The organism is Pseudomonas sp. 34 E 7 (assembly GCF_900005715.1).
Taxonomy (GTDB): domain Bacteria; phylum Pseudomonadota; class Gammaproteobacteria; order Pseudomonadales; family Pseudomonadaceae; genus Aquipseudomonas; species Aquipseudomonas orientalis_A.
The window spans coordinates 59,533-76,473 of the sequence record NZ_CVTX01000158.1; the positions used below are offsets into that span (position 1 = coordinate 59,533).

Genomic DNA, 16,941 nt, shown 5'->3' on the forward strand with positions numbered 1-16,941 from the left:
GCATGAGAACCCCATGAATGCTACCCCCCACGCTGCCGGCACCATGACCCGAGGCATGGTCATGCTGTTTGCGTTTTGCTGCGGCGCCATTGTCGCCAACATCTACTACGCGCAGCCGATTATCGAACTGATCGCGCCGGACATCGGCCTCACGCCGGCAATGGCCAGCCTGATCGTGTCGCTCACGCAGATCGGCTACGCCCTGGGCCTGTTCTTCCTGGTGCCGCTGGGGGACCTGCTGGAAAATCGCAAGCTGATGATCATCACCACCATGGTGGCCATCGCCAGCCTGTTGGGCGCCGCGTTCACCGAGCAGCCCAACCTGTTTTTGCTGGTGTCGCTGCTGATCGGCTTCAGTTCGGTGTCGGTGCAGATCCTGATCCCGTTGGCCGCACACCTGGCGCCTGCCGAATCCCGTGGCCGGGTGGTCGGCAGCATCATGGGCGGCCTGCTGCTGGGCATTCTGCTGGCGCGACCGGTATCCAGCGTGGTGGCGGACCACTTCGGCTGGCGGGCGATGTTCATGGCGGCGGCGGCATTGATGGTGTTTATCAGTGTGGTGTTGATGCTGACCATTCCCAAGCGCCAACCGACGCACAGCGCCAGTTACGGCCAGTTGCTGGGTTCGCTGGGTACCTTGCTGCGTGAGCAGCCGGTGTTACGCCAGCGTGCGTTTTATCAAGGTTGCATGTTTGCCGCGTTCAGCCTGTTCTGGACCGCCGCGCCACTGGAACTGGTGCGCAACCACGGCCTCAGCCAGACCCAGATCGCGATCTTCGCCCTGGTCGGTGCCATCGGTGCCATCGCTGCGCCTATCGCCGGGCGGCTGGCCGATGCCGGTCACACCCACCGCGCCTCGTTGCTGGCGATGCTGCTGGGTGCGCTGAGTTTCCTGCCGGCCTTCGTGCACCCGCTGTACAGCGTGATCGGCCTGGCGGTAACGGGCGTCGTGCTGGACTTCTGCGTGCAGATGAACATGGTCCTCGGCCAGCGTGCCGTCTACGCCCTCGACGCCCATAGTCGCAGCCGCCTGAACGCGCTGTACATGACCAGCATCTTCATTGGCGGTGCCTTCGGCTCGGCGATTGCCAGCAGCGTGTACGAACACGGCGGTTGGCTGGGCGTGATGCTGGTGGGCAGTGCATTCCCGCTGGTGGCGTTGTTGCGGTTCCTCAGTGCGTCGCGGCAGGTAGCGGTCGCCAACGCTTAAGAACGCACCAACTTCTCCAAAGCCGCATCCGCCAGAAATGACGAGCGGCTTTTGACGTTGTGTTCACGCACGTAACGGTCGATGCGTTGGATCACATAACCGGGCAAGGTCACATTGACCTTCTCGGTCTTGCCCAGATAGGGCGAGATATCCAGCTCCAACATGCCCCAGCCCATACCGGCGTAGTCTTCATGGGCGTGATGAGTGGCAACCGAGGTTGGCATTGGAATCACCCCGCCCTCTGCGGCAATCTCCTGCAGCATGAGGTGCGCCACTTCCACGGCCGCGTTGTAGGCCTCTTCGAAACTGTCCCCGGCGGTGACGGCGCCCGGAATATCGGGGATCTGGATACCGGTGGCGGTGAAGTCATCGCCCCATTCGATACAGATTGGGTATTGCATGCATGCTCTCCTTAAAACTGAAACAGCCCGGCGCGTTTCCTGATGCTTCTCACAGTGCCCAACGGCAGATCCTTCTTCGGATGGGGCACCGGTATCGTGTACGAGTTATAGCGGTGGGTGAAAAGGTGATGGCTGCCGGTAACCCTATCCAGCTCCCAGCCCGCTTCCAGCAACTCCTTGATCAATAGCCTGCTTTGCACCGTCGCCTCCTTGGCTCGGACTGATTAAACGTAACCCTAGAGTTATATTTATTCAAGCACAGAATCGCCGAGGCTGACTGACGGTTGTTTTACCGGATATTGATGAGAGGTTCGGCGCCGCTTCAGGCTCAAGCCGAGTGCGCGTGGTCCAGGCAACACAGCAAGCGCGCGACCGTGTGTTCCAGCGGGCCGGAGTTATCCAGCACGAACAAACCCGCGCCATTGGCGGCGATCAGCGCCTCGGTGAACTGCGCGTTGCGCGCCAGACGTTCCTCGATGTCCGCCAGGGCCTCACGCCCGCGCGCGACCAGGCGCTGGCGCAGTACGGCTTGATCAACGGTCAGCAGCAGTACCCGCAGCGTCGGGTAACGCTCGCGGGTTTGCACCAGATACGCACGGGAGCCATTGACCAGCACGTCCTCCCCGGCCGCCAGCCACTCGTCAATCTCCTTGGGAATGCCGTAGGACAACCCATTGGCCTGCCAACTGAGGGCAAACGCGCCCTGCGCCTGCATCGCTGCAAACTGCGCCGGGCTCACGCCTTGCGCCGCCTCGCCCACCGCTTCCGCCGAGCGCGTAATCACGCGGCGCACAACGCGGCAGCCATGCTCGGCCAACCGTGGACGCGCGGCATCCAGCAGGCTGTCCTTGCCCGAACCTGAAGGTCCGATGAGATAGATCAACCTGCCTGCCATCACACCACTCTCTTTGCTTGTTTTCGCACGGGTTGGCCCTGGCCCGGTTTGCCTGGTACCGCAGAGTATATCCAGCGATTGCCCGGCAGCCAGGCCGGCGGTGGTCACCTTACCGGGAAAGGGTGAGCGGTGACAGCGGTGGATGGCTGCGCTGCTTACTCGTCACCACTCAGACGGCGCAACGGCTGAGCCAGCCAGGATCGTTCCCACGCTCCACGTGGGAATGCCGCTCTGGACGCTCCGCGTCCTGCTTTTTGCGCACTGGTGACGCGGAGCGTCACGGGATGCATTCCCACGCGGAGCGTGGGAACGATCAAAACGGCGCAACGCTTGAGCCAGCCAGGAACTTTCCTACGATCTGCGTGGCTTGCAGTTGCTATAACGCACCGTTAGCCTCTCGCAGTCGCTGCTCATCAGCGATCAGGCTTGGTCGCCTGGGTTAGAATGGCGCACAGTGCCGCGCAAGCGGCATTCTTGTGCTCGCGTTATGGCGGGCTGTGCGCGGGAGGGCTCAGGGCCCTGCCGGGTTTCCATTCCCTGGTCGACCAACCTGCGTACAGCTCGCCACCCTTCTGCTTGGTCGCGGACGTGGTGAGCTCCAACTGAATGGAGACTGACCGCATGAAAAAAGTTACGCCAAATCCCCCATCATTCCACTCGGATGACCTTTCACAAACCTCACCCAACCTCATCTTCACCGTCCGACCCGGCCTCGGCACCGAAGCGGCGTTAAGCAATGCCAGCGAAATGCTGGAGTCGGCGACAGTCTGTGCGTACGACTGCGCCGAGCATCTGGATGGCTCAGGCCGCAAGCAGGTGCTGGCGGTCGTGCAGATGATGGAAATTGCACAGTTGTTGGTGAATGAGGCGTTGAACCGGGAGTGTCCTGTAGCTTGATAACAAGATCGTTCCCACGCTCCGCGTGGGAATGCCGCTCTGGACGCTCCGCGTCCTGCTTTTTGCGCACTGGTGACGCGGAGCGTCACGGGATGCATTCCCACGCCGAGCGTGGGAACGATCAATCAGAGGCAAGAAAAAGGCGACCCGAAGGTCGCCTTTTGTCATTGCGCGTATTGCTTGCTCAATCCAGGCGGCACGCCTTGCACGCTGGTCTCTTCCCACGGCCCGTTCGGGCTGATGGAGCGGCTCCAGCCGTTGCTCCAGCGGTAGTAGGTGCGCTGGCGGTAGAACGTGTCGGGCTGGTCGTCGAGGACGTACACCTGCATCTTGCCGTCCCAGTGGCTGGCGGCGCCTGGGGGTGGGGCGAAGGTCGGCGATTTGCTCGGCAGCGGTTTTGGCGGCGGGGTTACCGGGCCGGAGGGTTTGGTGTCGGGCTGGGTCGACGGGCCCGATGGCGGGATGGTCGGGCCGGTGGGGCCCGGAGGTGGCCGGTGAACCGCACAGGCGCTCAGCCCCACGACGAGGCTGAGCAGGGTCATACGTGCAAATGCGTTCATGGGCCTTTCCTCCAATTACTTATCCGGACTGTCGATGGTCAGCTGCTGCAGCGCAGTAATGCTGCTGGCCAAGGGTTGGCTGCGGCCGATCCACTCGCCAGCGGTTGGAACACCTGCCCGGGATATGCGCGCAACCAGTTGGACTTCAGGGAAGTTGGACAGTTTCAACTGCGGCATCATCGCGTCGGCATCGCTCAGTTCCACGGTGACAGGCAGTTCGGCAACGGTGACCCGTTTGGCCGCGAGCGGCGCAGGCGGGCCGCTGACGGCGCGGGCGAAGATAAACACGCTGTCACCCGGCAGGGCCTTGGCTTTCACGTCGGCGGACAGGTCCACGCGCACTTTCAGCACCGCCTTTTGCGTAACAGTGCCGCCGCTCTCCCGGAGCTTTTGCGCAGCGCGATCGATACCGCCCTGCAGCGCCACCCGGGAATTGTCGTCGGGCGGCAGTTGCGCCAACAGACGATTCCAGTAGTCGATAGCCTCCTGATAGCGCTGGCCTTCAAAGGCGGCAATACCGAGCAGGCCGAGGCTGGTGACTTCCTTTGGATCAAGCTTCAGGGCTTCGTCGGTCAGCGCCTGAACCTTGGGCGACCACTGTTTGTTGTCGGCAAAATACTGCGCCTGGGCCCACTGCCCGAGCAACTCGGGCTGGCGACCGGCCAAGGCGACGCTGCGTTCAAACACCTTGGCGGCATCGGCGGAGCGATCCTGGGCCATGTAGGCGCGGCCCAGGAAGTACAGGCCTTCAGCTGAGTCCGGCTGGGCCACTGCGGCACGTTCCAGGCGCTGCGTCATGTCGGCCATCGACACCGGCGGCTGGGAAAACTCGCGGGTCAGCTCGACCTTGTCGCTCGCCCCGTAATGCAGGTACAGCGCAACGCCCAGCACCGGCACGAGAAACGCCGCCAACACTGGCAGAGGCTTGCCCAGGCGGGATTCGCGCGGCTTGTCCACGCCTTCGGTATCGGCCAGCAACTCACGCGCCGCTTCGGCACGGCCGGTATCGAGTTGCGCCGCATCCAGGACGCCGTCGTCGCGCTGCACTTGCAGTTCGGCGACGCGCTCTTGATACAGCGCCACGTTCAGCGCGGTGCGGTCCTCTTCGCGCTGGGCACGACGGCCGCGCAGCACAGGGATCAACAGGAAACTCAGGGCAATCAACAGCAGCAGGCCGGCTGCGAGCCAGAAATCAATCATCGGTCTTGGTGTCCAGCAGTTGGTCGAGGCGTTTACGCTCTTCGGGGGACAGCGTGTCGCTGCCATCGGCAGGTGCGGCGCGGCGACGGCGCACGATGACGGCCATCACCACCACGCCGGTCAGCAGCAGCCCGGCAGGACCGAACCAGAGCAGCGCGGTCTTGCCGGTAAGCGCCGGTTTATAGCGCACAAAATCACCGTAGCGGTCGACCATGAAGTCGATGATCTGCTGGTTGTCCTTGCCCTCCCCCAGCATGCGGAAGATTTCCTTGCGCAGGTCGGCGGCGATGGGCGCGTTGGAGTCTGCGATGTCCTGGTTCTGGCATTTGGGGCAGCGCAGTTCCTTGGTCAGCTCGCGGAAACGCTCGCGATCACCGTCATTGGCAAATTCGTAGGTGTCGATGGCGGCGTGGGCCACACCGGCCAGGCCCAGCACCAATACAGCAGCGACTAACAGGCGCTTCATGGTTTGGCCTCGTCGACCAGCGCCTGGTACTTGGCAGCCAGTTGCTCGCGCCAGACCACTTCGTCGATCACGCCGACGTACTTGTCGCGGATTACACCTTTAGCGTCGATAAAGAAGGTTTCCGGAGCGCCATAGACGCCGAGGTTCAGGCCGAGGTTGCCGTCTTCATCGCGAATATCCAGCTGGTACGGGTTGTGAAATTCGGCCAGCCACTTCAAGGCTGCTGCATTGTCGTCCTTGTAGTTGATGCCATAGATCACCACGCCTTTCTCAGCGAGTTTGTTCAACACCGGGTGTTCGACGCGGCAGGAGATGCACCAGGTGCCCCACACGTTGACCAGCGCCGGCTTGCCCAGCAGGTCGGCGCGGGTCAGTTGCTTGTCGCCCTGCACCGTGGGCAGAGAGAATTCCGGGAACGGCTTGCCGATCATGGCCGACGGCAACTCGGCCGGGTCCAGGTACAAGCCGCGATAGAGAAACACCGCCACCACCAGGAACGCTGCCAGCGGCAACACCATCAATCCACGCTTCATACCGCCGCTCCCATGCCGAGCGCTTCACGCACCCGGCTCCTGACCTTGACCCGATAACGCCGGTCCAGCGCCGCGAGCAAACCACCCAACCCGGTCAGCAAGCCGCCGAACCAGATCCAGCGCACGAACGGTTTGACATGCACGCGCACTGCCCAGGCGCCATCGCCCAGGGGCTCACCCAACGCCACGTAAAGGTCACGGGTGAAACCGGCATCGATGCCCGCCTCGGTCATCATCGAACTCTGCACGGTGTACAGGCGTTTTTCCGGGTGTAGCACGGCGATTTCCTTACCGTTGCGCACCACGCGTACGGTGCCTTTGTCTGACGTGAAATTCGGTCCTTCAAAGTGCCTGGCGCCTTCGAAGATGAACTGGTAACCGCCCAGGTCCATGGACTCGCCGGGCGCCAGGCGCAGGTCGCGCTCGGCGCTGTTCTGGCTCGACAACACCACGCCCAGGGCGCAGACGGCGATGCCGATATGGGCGATCTGCATGCCCCAGTAGCTGCGGGTCAGGGTCGGCAGGCCTTTGATCAGGCCCTTGTGGCGGGTCTTGTCGGCGATATCGCGCACGCCGGCCAGCAACACCCAGGCGGCGAGCAGGAAGGTGGCGAGCACCGCCCAGTTGAAGTCGCCGTAGGCAACCCCGGCGATCACAGCCAGGGCCACACTGCCCAGCAGCACCGGCATCAGCATGCCGGCCAGCCATTTCACCGGGGTGTCTTTCCAGCGCACCAGCACACCGACCGCCATCACCACCATCAACAGGCCCATCAACGGAATGAACAAGGCGTTGAAGTACGGCGGGCCGACGGACAGCTTGGCGCCGCTCAAGGCATCCAGCACCAGGGGGTAGAGGGTGCCGAGCAGAATCATCGACGCCGCCACCACCAGCACCAGGTTGTTACCCAGCAGCAAGGTTTCCCGCGACCACAGATTAAAGCCGACCTGGCTCTTGACCACTGGCGCGCGCAGGGCGAACAGGGTCAGCGAACCGCCGACGACAAACAGCAGGAAGATCAGGATGAATACGCCGCGCGCAGGGTCGGAAGCAAACGCATGCACCGACGTCAGTACGCCCGAACGCACGAGGAACGTGCCGAGCAGGCTGAGGGAAAATGCCGCGATGGCCAGCAACACGGTCCAGCTCTTGAACACGCCGCGTTTTTCGGTGACGGCCAGCGAATGAATCAGCGCGGTGCCGACCAGCCAGGGCATGAAGGAGGCGTTTTCCACCGGGTCCCAGAACCACCAGCCGCCCCAGCCGAGCTCGTAATAAGCCCACCACGAACCGAGGGTGATACCAATGCCGAGGAAGGCCCAGGCGACGATGGTCCATGGCCGCGACCAGCGCGCCCAGGCCGCATCGAGACGCCCGCCGAGCAAGGCGGCGATGGCGAAGGCAAACGCCACGGAAAAGCCGACATAGCCCATGTAGAGCATCGGCGGGTGCACGATCAGGCCGATGTCTTGCAGCAGTGGGTTGAGGTCATGCCCGTCCACGGGGATCTGCGGCAGGATGCGGCTGAACGGGTTGGACGTCATGATCAGGAACAGCAAAAAACCGATGCTGATCATGCCCATCACCGCCAGCACCCGCGCCAGCATGACCTGCGGCAATTGGCGGGAGAACACCGACACGGCGAAGGTCCAGCCACCGAGGATCAGCGCCCACAGCAGCAGCGAACCTTCGTGGGCGCCCCACACGGCGCTGAACTTGTAGTACCAGGGCAGTGCACTGTTGGAGTTATTGGCGACATAGGCGACGGAAAAGTCGTCGGTCATGAATGCGTAGGTCAGGCAACCGAAGGCGAACAGCAGGAACGCGAACTGCCCCCAAGCGGCCGGCTGCGCCAGGCTCATCCACAGGCGGTCACCGCGCCAGGCACCGAGCAACGGCACCACGGCCTGGACGATGGCAAAGCACAGGGCGAGGATCATCGCCAACTGGCCGAGTTCGGGAATAAACAAAGCGGCGTTCATGACTCAGCCCTCCTTGGCAGGGGTTGGGGCGGATTGGCCGCTGTCCTTGAGGGCTTTGGTCACCTCCGGCGGCATGTATTTTTCATCGTGCTTGGCCAGCACTTCATCGGCCACCACCACGCCACTGGCGTTGAGCTTGCCCAGGGCGACGATGCCCTGGCCTTCGCGGAACAGGTCCGGGAGGATGCCACGGTAGGTGATGGTCACGGATTTGCTGAAGTCGGTGACCACGAAGCTTACATCCAGGGAGTCTGCGGAACGCTTCAAGGAGCCCTTTTCGACCATGCCGCCGGCGCGGATGCGCGTATCGACCGGCGCTTCGCCATTGGCGATCTGGGTCGGGGTGTAGAACAGGTTGATGTTCTGCTGCAAGGCACTCAAGGCCAGACCCACGGCAATGCCGACGCCGGCCATGATGGCGAGAATGATCAACAGACGCTTTCTACGCAGCGGATTCACTTTTCGGTCTCCCGGCGCAGACGACGCGCCTCTTGTTGCAGGTAACGCTTGCGCGCCAGCAGCGGCGCGGCGACGTTGAGGGCCAGCACCGCCAGGCAGATGCCATAGGCCGTCCAGACATACAGGCCGTGATGGCCCATGGCGAGAAAATCACTGAAAGAAGCAAAACTCATCCGCGCGCTCCCAGACAGGCTTGCACGTGGGCCTTGACCCAACTGGCGCGGGCTTCACGCTTGAGCACTTCGAGGCGCATGCGCATCAGCAGCACGGCACCGAAGAAGCAGTAGAAGCCCAGCACCATCAGCAGCAGCGGTGCCCACATTTCTACCGGCATTGCCGGTTTTTCGGTGAGGGTGAAGGTGGCGCCCTGGTGCAGGGTGTTCCACCACTCGACCGAGTATTTGATGATCGGGATGTTGATCACGCCGACAATCGCCAGCACCGCGCAGGCCTTGGCGGCGCTGTCGCGGTTGCTGATCGCATTGCCCAGGGCGATCAGGCCGAAGTACAGGAACAGCAGGATCAACATCGAAGTGAGCCGCGCATCCCACACCCACCACGAACCCCAGGTGGGTTTGCCCCAGATCGCGCCGGTGACCAGCGCCACGGCGGTCATCCACGCACCGATGGGTGCAGCGCATTGCAGGGCAACGTCGGCGAGCTTCATCTTCCACACCAGGCCGACGATGCCGCATACCGCCAGCATCACGTAGCAGGACTGCGCCAGCATGGCGGCGGGCACATGGATATAGATGATGCGAAAGCTGTTGCCCTGCTGATAGTCCGGCGGCGCGAAGGCCAGGCCCCAGACCAGACCGATGCCGATCAGCAGCACCGCGGCGACGCTCAACCACGGCAGCAGTTTGCCGCTGATGCCATAGAACCATTTGGGCGAGCCGAGCTTGTGAAACCAGGTCCAGTTCATTGCTGTTTCTCACGGTTGCTTCTTGTCATGGCAAGAAGCGTAGGGTCTTTACTGGCCAAGCGTGTAACGCCTGGCCAGACCTCATTATTCGCCGACGCTGATCTTCAGGCCGGCCGCTATGGCAAAGGGTGTCAGGGTTACCGCCAGGGCGGCCAGGCTGCCAAGCCACAGGAGGTAACCGGTCACCGGCATCCCCATCAGCGCGGCCTGCAATGCACCGCTGCCGAGGATCAGAACCGGGATGTACAAAGGCAGAATCAGCAGGGCCAGTAACAGGCCGCCGCGCTTCAAACCGACGGTCAACGCTGCGCCCACCGCCCCCAACAGGCTGAGCACCGGCGTACCGAGCAACAAGGACAGGAGCAGCACCGGCAAGCATTCGACGGGCAAGCCCAGCATCAGCGCCAGCAGCGGCGAAAGCAAGACCAGCGCGAGGCCGGAAAAAGCCCAGTGTGCCAGCACCTTGGCCAGTACCAGAAGTGGCAACGGGTGCGACGAAAGGACCCACTGTTCCAGGGAGCCGTCCTCGAAATCACTGCGAAACAGCCCGTCCAGCGAGAGCAGCACGGATAAAAGCGCCGCGACCCACACCAGTCCCGGGGACAAGGTTTGCAACAGTTTAGTCTCGGGACCGACCGCCAACGGGAACAAGGCGATCACGATGGCAAAGAACACCAGCGGGTTGGCCAGTTCGGCCGGGCGACGACACAAGAGGCGTGCTTCGCGGGCAACCAACAGGGCGAATACGCTCATGCCGACCACCGCCCCAAATCCAGCTCACGGTAACCGGCGGGCAGGCGGGTCAGGCTGTGGTGGGTGGTGAGCAGCACCGTACCGCCCTGCTCACAGTGCCTCGCCAGGTGCTCCTCGAGCTGGGCGACACCGTGTTTATCGAGCGCGGTGAAGGGTTCGTCGAGGATCCACAGCGGCGGGCCCGGCAGGTACAAACGGGCCAGGGCCACCCGGCGCTGCTGGCCCGCGGACAGGGTGTGGCAGGGAACATCTTCAAAGCCCTTCAGGCCCACGGCAGCCAGGGCCTGCCAGATGGCGTCGCGGCTGGCGCGGTGATGCAGGGCGCTGAGCCAACTGAGGTTTTCTTCGGCCGTGAGCACGTCCTTGATACCGGCGGCATGACCGATCCAGACAAGGCTGCGCGCCAGTTCTGTGCGTTGTTCGGCGAGAGGCTTGCCGTTGAGGCGCACAACCCCGGCCGTCGGCTGCATCAGCCCGGCCAGCAAGCGCAACAGGCTGGTCTTGCCGCTGCCGTTGGGCCCGCTGACCTGCACCATGTCACCGCCCGCCAGGCGCAGGTCGAGGTGCTCGAACAGCAGGCGCAGGTCGCGTTCACAGGAGAGCGCTACGGCTTCAAGAAGAGGGCTGGTCAAGAGATCGCGGGCCTTTACGGTTCAAGTCGGCGGTGCAGCGGCCGTTATAGAAAGGAGCACAATAACGGCTTTGGCGACCGATTTTAGAGAGCTGGATCAAATAGTTGTGAGGTTTTTAGCGCTCTCTTTGCAGACGGGCGGCATTATACATGCGATGCCTTACGCTAAAGAGAGCAATTTCCCCAGAGACGATGCGCACCATGACCGGCGAGATCAACCTTCCTACGCTTCCTCCCACCCCGCCAGCCGGGCAAAGCCCTGCGCCTGCGCCCGGGGCACTGCTCAAACTGCTGGAGCCGCAGGTCGGGCTGATTGACCCTGGGAAAACCGCGAATGCGGAAGTCATTGCCCTTAAACAAGGCGGTGAAGCCTTTCAGTTGCTGCTCAAGCTGACCCTGGACGGCGGCCGCCAGACACTGGTGCAGGCCAGCAGCGCCCAGCCCTTGCCCTTGGGCAGCAATGTGGCGGTGAGCCAGACGCCGGCGGGCAACCTGACCCTCAGCCTGCAACAGGCCTTGAGTGCCAACATCTCCGCCCTCACCCGCATCGATACGGCCAAGGTCCCGGAAGGTACGCTGTTGCAAGCCAAGGTACTGACCACCCAGATGCTGCCCCAGGGCACGGCGCAACCGGCGATCTATCGTTCGTTGGTGACGGTGCTGAATAACGCCCTGGCCGGCGCGACACTGACGGTGGAAAGCCCACAACCGCTGCGCGTGGGCAGTTTGCTCAGCGCAGTGGTACAGAACGCGCAGACCCTCAATTTCGTGCCGCTGAGCGGGCTCAAGGATCAATTGGCGGTCACCCAGCAACTGTCGACCCAGCAAAGTCGCCAGGGCTCCCTGGATGCGGTCTTCACTGCCCTGCAAAACCTGCCCCGTGGCGACAGCACGTCCGCCGACCTGCGCGCCGCCGCCGACCGTCTGCTCGCTGCATTGCCCGATCTGGCACAGGTCAGTAACCCCAAAGTCCTGGCTCAAGTGATCCAGAACAGCGGTGCCTTTCTGGAAGCCAGATTACTCGCAGGGCAGAATCCCCAGATACCGCCACTGGACATGAAGGGCGCACTGCTGCGCCTTGTCGCGGACTTACTGCCCGCCCTGCCCGCCAGTACCAACCTGAACGCCATTCTTGCGGCCAACACGCTGGCCCATGTATTGCCCAACTTTGTGCGCAGCCCACTGAATACGCTGGGCCAGGTCAGCGCGCGGCAGGCCCCGGTCAGCTTTCCACTGCCCGAGCGGCTGATGGCCAAGCTTGAAGGCGAAGGCGACCTGGAAAACCTGCTGCGCCTGGCCGCCGGGGCGATTGCCCGATTGCAGAGCCATCAGCTGTCGAGCCTGGAACAGACCGGCACCACCGCTGACGGCCGCCTGCAAACCACCTGGCAACTGGAAATCCCGATGCGCAGCCTGCAGGACATCGTCCCATTGCAGGTGAAGTTCCAGCGCGAGGAGCCGGCGCCCGACAAGGAGCAACCCGAGCACAAAGACCGCAAAGACGCCAAACACATGCTCTGGCGCGTCGAACTGGCGTTCGATATGGAACCGCTGGGGCCGTTGCAGGTGCAGGCGCAATTGACCCAGGGCAAACTCTCCAGCCAGTTGTGGGCGACCCGCGCCTTCACCGCCAGCCTGATCGAAAATCACTTGGGCAGCCTGCGCGAGCGCCTGGTGGCATCCGGGCTCAACGTCGGCGACCTGGATTGCCACCTCGGCAGCCCGCCGCGCGGGCCAAAAACCGGACTGGAACAACGCTGGGTGGATGAAACCGCATGAAGAACGCTGCCCCTCCCCGCCAGGCGATTGCCCTCAAGTACGATGGCCAACAAGCGCCCACCCTGACCGCCAAGGGCGACGAGGCCCTGGCTGAAGCGATCCTCAAGCTGGCGCGGGAAAACGAAGTGCCCATCTATGAAAATGCCGAGTTGGTGAAGCTGCTGGCGCGCATGGAGCTGGGCGACAGTATTCCAGAGGAGTTGTACCGCACGGTGGCGGAGATCATTGCGTTCGCGTGGACGCTGAAGGGCAAGTTCCCGGTGGGGTACGACCCGGATGCGGGGCCGGTGGAGCGCGATGTCACCGAGCGTGGGGATGATTACTGAGTAATCCACAAGCTACCGGCCAGTCAAGCGTACATCGCCGTCTGTAGGAGCGAGGGGGGCGCCTAGCTCTTGCTCGCGAAAAACCTCAACGATAACGCGTGCTTTCTGAATGAACGCAGCGCCTGTGAGTTTTTCGCGAGCAAGCTCGCTCCTACAAAAAGCCTTAAGGCAAGCCCCCTCCCACATTCAGATCCAGGTCAGTTCAGAACTTCGCTCAGGGGAATGAAATTGACCCGGTCGCCGACGGCCAACGTGGTCCCTTCCACCACTTCCACAAACCCTTCAGCCCACGCCGCGCTGCGCAGCACACCGGAGCTCTGGTTGTGGTAGATGATCGCCTTGCCCTGCTCGATGCGCCCGCGCAAGTACTCGCGACGGTTGCCGGGCCTGGCCCAGACGAACCCGGCCGGCACGTCGAACCGCAATGGCTGCACATCCTCCACACCCAGGCGGCGCAGCAGGTAAGGCCGAGCCAACAACGCAAAGGTCACCAGGGTCGACGCGGGGTTACCGGGCAGGCCGATCACCGGCACGCCACGAAAATGCCCGAAGGTCAGCGGCTTGCCCGGCTTGATCGCCAGTTTCCACAGCGCCAGCTCGCCCTCTTCACGCAGGGCAATGCCCAAAAAATCCGCCTCGCCCACCGACACACCGCCCGTGGACAGGATCAAGTCGACGCTGCCCAGTCCGGCCAACCGCGTGCGGGTCTGTTCAAGGTCGTCCGGCAGGATGCCAGCATCGATCACTTCGCAGCCCATGCGCGTCAGCCAACTGCACAGCACGCGGCGGTTGCTGTTGTAGATCTGGCCCGGCCCCAGGGGCAATCCAGGCTCGATCAGCTCATCGCCGGTCGACAGCACCGCCACGCGCGCACGTCGCACCACCTCGAGGCGATCACGCCCAAGCGAAGCAGCCAGGCCCAGCTCAATCGGGCCCAGGCGCGTACCTGCGGCCAGTACCAACTCGCCGACCGTGGTTTCCTGGCCTTGCGGGCGGATGTTCTGACCCGCTTGCAACGGCTCGCTGAAACTCACGCGCTCGTCGCTGTGAACGGTTGCGTTTTCCTGCATTTCGACGCAGTCCGCACCCTGAGGCACCGGCGCCCCGGTAAAGATGCGTGCACAGGTGCCGGGCGACAACGGCTCAGGCGCAGTGCCGGCGAAAATACGCTGGCTGACCGGCAACGGCGCGCCGGCCCAGTCTGAGACGCGCAGGGCATAGCCATCCATGGCACTGTTGGGCCAGGGTGGCAGGTCGAGGGTGGAGACCAGGTCCTGCGCCAATACGCGGCCATCGCACTCGGCCAGGCGCACGGTTTCGTGCTCGCGGATCGGCGCGGCGTCGGCCATGTCCAGCAAACGCTGCAAAGCCGCTTCCACCGGCATCAAGGCGCCGGTTTTGCCGGGCTTATCCACGGGTTTCACAGGGCTGGGCCTGCTTCAGGTGCGGCACGAAATTGCACGGCCGATGACGGTTGTCCAGTTGTTCAGCCAGAATACCGTCCCAACCGGTGCGCACGGCATTGGTGGAGCCCGGCAGGCAGCACACCAGGGTGCCATTGGCCAGGCCGGCCAGGGCGCGCGATTGCACCGTGGAGGTGCCGATATCGGCCACCGATATCTGGCGGAACAGCTCGCCAAACCCATCGACCTGCTTGTCCAACAGGCAGCTCACCGCTTCGGGTGTGCTGTCGCGGCCGGTAAAGCCGGTGCCGCCGGTGATCAGCACCACCTGCACCACGTCTTCGGCGATCCAGTGGGCGACCTGGGCGCGGATTTTGTAAAGGTCGTCCTTGAGCAGCACGCGCTCGGCCAGGGTATGGCCGGCGGCGGTCAGGCGGTCGACGAAGACCTGGCCCGAGGTGTCTGTGTCCAGGGTGCGGGTGTCGCTGACGGTCAATACAGCGATATTCAGAGGTACGAAAGGCGCATCAGCCTTGGCTTTCATGGCACGGTCCGGTTGTCGAAGGAACAGCCCGATGTTATATCACAAGCCTCTGTTTACCTGCCGCAGCGGAACCCTCATGCCCCTTGAATCCTTACCCCTGCCCTGCTCGATTCTGTTGCTGGCCGGCGGTCGTGGCCAGCGCATGGGCGGCCAGGACAAAGGCCTGCTGGAGTGGCACGGCCAGCCCTTGATTGCGCACCTGCAACGCCTGGCACGGCCGCTCACGGACGACCTGATCATCTCGTGCAACCGCAACCATGAGCGGTATGCAACCTATGCCGATCAACTGGTGAGCGACGACAGCGCGGATTTTCCCGGACCACTTGCCGGTATCCGCGCGGGACTCTTCGCCGCACGCCATGGGCATCTGCTGATCCTGCCCTGCGATGTGCCGCACATCGATGCGCGACTGCTGGCCGACCTGCGTGCGACAGCACGACTCAACCGGCAGGTTCCGGTGATGGTGCGCCATGGCGAGTTCTGGGAACCCTTGCTGTGCATCATCCCTGTCGCCTTGAAGGATCAGGTGGAGCAGGCCTGGCAAGCTGGCGAACGCAGCCCGCGTAAAATCCTGCTGCAGCTGGGCGCCGTGGGCCTGGAATGCGCGGCCGATGACCCACGCCTGGCCAACCTCAATACACCGGACCTGTTGCACACAAGGCCTGGCGTGTCAGAATGAGTCTTGCATCAGGAACTTTGCCGGCGTTGCACACGTCACAAGGTCAGCATTTTAAAAGAATTCTCTCGGAGACAAACTCATGACTCAACGGACCATCGCCGCTCTCATGCTTGCACTGGGCCTCGCCACCCTCGCCGGTTGCGCCTCGCCGACAGTGATCACCCTGAATGACGGTCGCGAAATCCAGGCCGTCGACACCCCGAAATTTGACGAAGATTCGGGCTTCTATGAATTCCAACAGCTTGACGGCAAGCGCACCCGCATCAACAAGGATCAGGTTCGCACCGTTAAAGACCTGTAAGCCTTACCGCTTGCCCACAAGGCCCGCCTCGCGCGGGCCTTGTCGTTTGCGGCGCTTACCAGTCCAGGGTGAGTTCACTGCGAAAGCTGCGTTCCTGGCCGCTGACCGGGTCGATGAAACGCACGCCCTGGGCCAGCAACTTGAGCGGGTTGGCGTAATCGTCCTTGGCGTCCTTGATCACCTCGGGATAGAACGGGTCATTGCAGATACTCGCGCCGAGCGCGGTCATGTGCACACGCAACTGGTGCTTCTTGCCGGTGACCGGGAACAGGCCATAGCGCCATAGATCGCCGTGTTTTTCGCGCACCTGCACCGCCGTTTCGGTATTGCTGGCACCGGGGCCTTCCTGCATGCGGAAGAAAGGCTCACCGTCCACCAGCCGGCTCTTGTGCACCAGCGGGAACGTCAGGTCAGGCAAGGCCGGGGCAATGGCTTCGTAGAATTTATCGATACGCCGCGTGGGAAACAGTTGCTGATAAGCCGCGCGGGTGGCGGGATTGGCCGAGAACAGCACCAGCCCTGCGGTATGCCGGTCAATGCGATGCAGGGGCACCAGGGCGGGGTTGTCCAGGCGCCGGATCAAACGGCGCAACAGCGTCTGCTCGACATACTCGCCCGCAGGGGTCACGGGCAGGAAATGCGGCTTGTCGGCCACCACCAGATGCTCATCGGCGTACAGAATGGTTTCCTCTACGGGAATCACTTTCTCGTTGGGCACTTCACGAAAGTAATGGATGCACAGGCCTTCCTTGTAAGCCAGACCCAGGCTGATGGGCTGCCCATTGCCATCGAGCACCCGGCCACGGGCAATGCGGTCCAGCCATTGTTCACGGGCAATCGCCGGGAAATGCTCGCACAGGCAATCGAGCACCGTTGCCCACGGACCAGGCGGCAGGTACAAGGTGCTGGCTTGGTGCTGTGACGGGGAAAAACCGGAAGTGGACATGCAGATGCTCAAGGCCTGGAAATAAACAGGCGGGCATTATCCCGCATGGCG

The 16,941-nt window shown here is 63.0% G+C and carries 22 protein-coding genes; 6 read left to right on the forward strand and 16 right to left on the reverse strand.

What is annotated here, in order from left to right; translation table 11 throughout:
• The first annotated feature begins 13 nt into the window (after positions 1-13).
• Positions 14-1,210, forward strand: a complete 1,197-nt coding sequence (locus tag BFP96_RS20415) for an MFS transporter (RefSeq protein ID WP_065936901.1) — start codon at positions 14-16, stop codon at positions 1,208-1,210.
• Here the strand turns inward: BFP96_RS20415 and BFP96_RS20420 are convergent.
• The 3 genes from BFP96_RS20420 to phnN all read right to left on the reverse strand — a co-directional run bounded on the left by BFP96_RS20420 (position 1,207) and on the right by phnN (position 2,506).
• Complete coding sequence (locus tag BFP96_RS20420; protein ID WP_065894766.1) at positions 1,207-1,611, reverse strand: type II toxin-antitoxin system HicB family antitoxin; 405 nt, start codon at positions 1,609-1,611, stop codon at positions 1,207-1,209. The two genes, BFP96_RS20415 and BFP96_RS20420, sit on opposite strands and share 4 nt — an antisense overlap.
• A gap of 11 nt (positions 1,612-1,622) precedes the next feature.
• Positions 1,623-1,811 (reverse strand): type II toxin-antitoxin system HicA family toxin, encoded by a 189-nt coding sequence (locus BFP96_RS20425; RefSeq protein WP_065936902.1) that lies wholly within the window; start codon positions 1,809-1,811, stop codon positions 1,623-1,625.
• A 128-nt stretch (positions 1,812-1,939) separates the two neighbouring features.
• Entirely contained in the window at positions 1,940-2,506 is a 567-nt protein-coding gene (gene phnN, locus BFP96_RS20430) for a phosphonate metabolism protein/1,5-bisphosphokinase (PRPP-forming) PhnN (protein ID WP_065936903.1), read from the reverse strand.
• 621 nt (positions 2,507-3,127) lie between these two features.
• Between phnN and BFP96_RS20435 the strand changes: the two genes are divergently transcribed.
• Positions 3,128-3,403, forward strand: coding sequence for a DUF6124 family protein (locus BFP96_RS20435; protein WP_065898044.1), 276 nt, complete (start codon positions 3,128-3,130; stop codon positions 3,401-3,403).
• 164 nt (positions 3,404-3,567) lie between these two features.
• Here BFP96_RS20435 and BFP96_RS20440 read toward each other — a convergent pair whose 3' ends face one another.
• From BFP96_RS20440 to ccmA, 10 genes are all read right to left on the reverse strand, one after another.
• Positions 3,568-3,963, reverse strand: coding sequence for a hypothetical protein (locus BFP96_RS20440; RefSeq protein WP_065898045.1), 396 nt, complete (start codon positions 3,961-3,963; stop codon positions 3,568-3,570).
• A 15-nt stretch (positions 3,964-3,978) separates the two neighbouring features.
• Complete coding sequence (ccmI, locus tag BFP96_RS20445) at positions 3,979-5,163, reverse strand: c-type cytochrome biogenesis protein CcmI (RefSeq protein ID WP_065936904.1); 1,185 nt, start codon at positions 5,161-5,163, stop codon at positions 3,979-3,981.
• Positions 5,156-5,629 carry a cytochrome c-type biogenesis protein gene (locus tag BFP96_RS20450; RefSeq protein ID WP_065936905.1) on the reverse strand — a complete coding sequence of 158 codons (474 nt, stop codon included), beginning with the start codon at positions 5,627-5,629 and terminating at the stop codon, positions 5,156-5,158. The genes ccmI and BFP96_RS20450 overlap by 8 nt, the downstream gene beginning before the upstream one ends.
• Complete coding sequence (locus BFP96_RS20455; protein ID WP_065885177.1) at positions 5,626-6,162, reverse strand: DsbE family thiol:disulfide interchange protein; 537 nt, start codon at positions 6,160-6,162, stop codon at positions 5,626-5,628. The genes BFP96_RS20450 and BFP96_RS20455 overlap by 4 nt, the downstream gene beginning before the upstream one ends.
• Positions 6,159-8,144, reverse strand: a complete 1,986-nt coding sequence (locus tag BFP96_RS20460; protein ID WP_065936906.1) for a heme lyase CcmF/NrfE family subunit — start codon at positions 8,142-8,144, stop codon at positions 6,159-6,161. The genes BFP96_RS20455 and BFP96_RS20460 overlap by 4 nt, the downstream gene beginning before the upstream one ends.
• Positions 8,145-8,147: 3 nt before the next feature.
• Positions 8,148-8,603, reverse strand: coding sequence for a cytochrome c maturation protein CcmE (ccmE, locus tag BFP96_RS20465; RefSeq protein ID WP_065894757.1), 456 nt, complete (start codon positions 8,601-8,603; stop codon positions 8,148-8,150).
• The gene (gene ccmD / locus BFP96_RS20470; RefSeq protein ID WP_065885174.1) at positions 8,600-8,776 is read right to left on the reverse strand and encodes a heme exporter protein CcmD; all 177 of its coding nucleotides are present in this window, start codon (positions 8,774-8,776) and stop codon (positions 8,600-8,602) included. The genes ccmE and ccmD overlap by 4 nt, the downstream gene beginning before the upstream one ends.
• Positions 8,773-9,528: a heme ABC transporter permease gene (locus BFP96_RS20475; protein WP_065898047.1), complete on the reverse strand. Its 756-nt coding sequence runs from the start codon at positions 9,526-9,528 to the stop codon at positions 8,773-8,775. The genes ccmD and BFP96_RS20475 overlap by 4 nt, the downstream gene beginning before the upstream one ends.
• Positions 9,529-9,612: 84 nt before the next feature.
• On the reverse strand, positions 9,613-10,281 hold the full coding sequence (gene ccmB, locus BFP96_RS20480; RefSeq protein ID WP_065885198.1) for a heme exporter protein CcmB: 669 nt from the start codon (positions 10,279-10,281) through the stop codon (positions 9,613-9,615).
• Positions 10,278-10,913, reverse strand: a complete 636-nt coding sequence (gene ccmA / locus BFP96_RS20485; protein ID WP_065934384.1) for a cytochrome c biogenesis heme-transporting ATPase CcmA — start codon at positions 10,911-10,913, stop codon at positions 10,278-10,280. Before ccmA ends, ccmB begins: the two co-directional genes overlap by 4 nt.
• A gap of 200 nt (positions 10,914-11,113) precedes the next feature.
• Between ccmA and BFP96_RS20490 the strand changes: the two genes are divergently transcribed.
• Together BFP96_RS20490 and BFP96_RS20495 are read left to right on the forward strand one after the other, a co-directional pair.
• Positions 11,114-12,691 carry a flagellar hook-length control protein FliK gene (locus BFP96_RS20490; protein WP_065936924.1) on the forward strand — a complete coding sequence of 526 codons (1,578 nt, stop codon included), beginning with the start codon at positions 11,114-11,116 and terminating at the stop codon, positions 12,689-12,691.
• Positions 12,688-13,017, forward strand: coding sequence for an EscU/YscU/HrcU family type III secretion system export apparatus switch protein (locus tag BFP96_RS20495; protein WP_065885171.1), 330 nt, complete (start codon positions 12,688-12,690; stop codon positions 13,015-13,017). Before BFP96_RS20490 ends, BFP96_RS20495 begins: the two co-directional genes overlap by 4 nt.
• 197 nt (positions 13,018-13,214) lie before the next feature.
• Here BFP96_RS20495 and glp read toward each other — a convergent pair whose 3' ends face one another.
• Positions 13,215-14,441, reverse strand: a complete 1,227-nt coding sequence (gene glp, locus BFP96_RS20500) for a molybdopterin molybdotransferase MoeA (RefSeq protein WP_065936907.1) — start codon at positions 14,439-14,441, stop codon at positions 13,215-13,217.
• The gene (gene moaB / locus BFP96_RS20505) at positions 14,425-14,964 is read right to left on the reverse strand and encodes a molybdenum cofactor biosynthesis protein B (protein ID WP_065885168.1); all 540 of its coding nucleotides are present in this window, start codon (positions 14,962-14,964) and stop codon (positions 14,425-14,427) included. The genes glp and moaB overlap by 17 nt, the downstream gene beginning before the upstream one ends.
• A gap of 76 nt (positions 14,965-15,040) precedes the next feature.
• Here moaB and mobA point away from each other — a divergent pair, with 76 nt between their 5' ends.
• Positions 15,041-15,643 (forward strand): molybdenum cofactor guanylyltransferase MobA, encoded by a 603-nt coding sequence (mobA, locus tag BFP96_RS20510; protein WP_065936925.1) that lies wholly within the window; start codon positions 15,041-15,043, stop codon positions 15,641-15,643.
• A 79-nt stretch (positions 15,644-15,722) separates the two neighbouring features.
• Positions 15,723-15,944 carry a YgdI/YgdR family lipoprotein gene (locus BFP96_RS20515; protein ID WP_005786486.1) on the forward strand — a complete coding sequence of 74 codons (222 nt, stop codon included), beginning with the start codon at positions 15,723-15,725 and terminating at the stop codon, positions 15,942-15,944.
• A 55-nt stretch (positions 15,945-15,999) separates the two neighbouring features.
• On the opposite strand, the gene BFP96_RS20520 is transcribed toward BFP96_RS20515, so the two are convergent.
• Positions 16,000-16,890, reverse strand: coding sequence for a pseudouridine synthase (locus tag BFP96_RS20520; RefSeq protein WP_065894750.1), 891 nt, complete (start codon positions 16,888-16,890; stop codon positions 16,000-16,002).
• Positions 16,891-16,941: the final 51 nt, after the last annotated feature.

Coding starts and splice junctions, on each gene's coding strand:
- BFP96_RS20415 (WP_065936901.1), top strand. CDS start 14: ATGAATGCTACCCCCCACGCTGCCGGCACCATGACCCGAGGCATGGTC.
- BFP96_RS20420 (WP_065894766.1), bottom strand. CDS start 1,611: ATGCAATACCCAATCTGTATCGAATGGGGCGATGACTTCACCGCCACC.
- phnN (WP_065936903.1), bottom strand. CDS start 2,506: ATGGCAGGCAGGTTGATCTATCTCATCGGACCTTCAGGTTCGGGCAAG.
- BFP96_RS20435 (WP_065898044.1), top strand. CDS start 3,128: ATGAAAAAAGTTACGCCAAATCCCCCATCATTCCACTCGGATGACCTT.
- BFP96_RS20440 (WP_065898045.1), bottom strand. CDS start 3,963: ATGAACGCATTTGCACGTATGACCCTGCTCAGCCTCGTCGTGGGGCTG.
- ccmI (WP_065936904.1), bottom strand. CDS start 5,163: ATGATTGATTTCTGGCTCGCAGCCGGCCTGCTGCTGTTGATTGCCCTG.
- BFP96_RS20450 (WP_065936905.1), bottom strand. CDS start 5,629: ATGAAGCGCCTGTTAGTCGCTGCTGTATTGGTGCTGGGCCTGGCCGGT.
- BFP96_RS20455 (WP_065885177.1), bottom strand. CDS start 6,162: ATGAAGCGTGGATTGATGGTGTTGCCGCTGGCAGCGTTCCTGGTGGTG.
- BFP96_RS20460 (WP_065936906.1), bottom strand. CDS start 8,144: ATGAACGCCGCTTTGTTTATTCCCGAACTCGGCCAGTTGGCGATGATC.
- ccmD (WP_065885174.1), bottom strand. CDS start 8,776: ATGAGTTTTGCTTCTTTCAGTGATTTTCTCGCCATGGGCCATCACGGC.
- BFP96_RS20475 (WP_065898047.1), bottom strand. CDS start 9,528: ATGAACTGGACCTGGTTTCACAAGCTCGGCTCGCCCAAATGGTTCTAT.
- ccmB (WP_065885198.1), bottom strand. CDS start 10,281: ATGAGCGTATTCGCCCTGTTGGTTGCCCGCGAAGCACGCCTCTTGTGT.
- BFP96_RS20490 (WP_065936924.1), top strand. CDS start 11,114: ATGACCGGCGAGATCAACCTTCCTACGCTTCCTCCCACCCCGCCAGCC.
- BFP96_RS20495 (WP_065885171.1), top strand. CDS start 12,688: ATGAAGAACGCTGCCCCTCCCCGCCAGGCGATTGCCCTCAAGTACGAT.
- moaB (WP_065885168.1), bottom strand. CDS start 14,964: ATGAAAGCCAAGGCTGATGCGCCTTTCGTACCTCTGAATATCGCTGTA.
- mobA (WP_065936925.1), top strand. CDS start 15,041: ATGCCCCTTGAATCCTTACCCCTGCCCTGCTCGATTCTGTTGCTGGCC.
- BFP96_RS20515 (WP_005786486.1), top strand. CDS start 15,723: ATGACTCAACGGACCATCGCCGCTCTCATGCTTGCACTGGGCCTCGCC.
- BFP96_RS20520 (WP_065894750.1), bottom strand. CDS start 16,890: ATGTCCACTTCCGGTTTTTCCCCGTCACAGCACCAAGCCAGCACCTTG.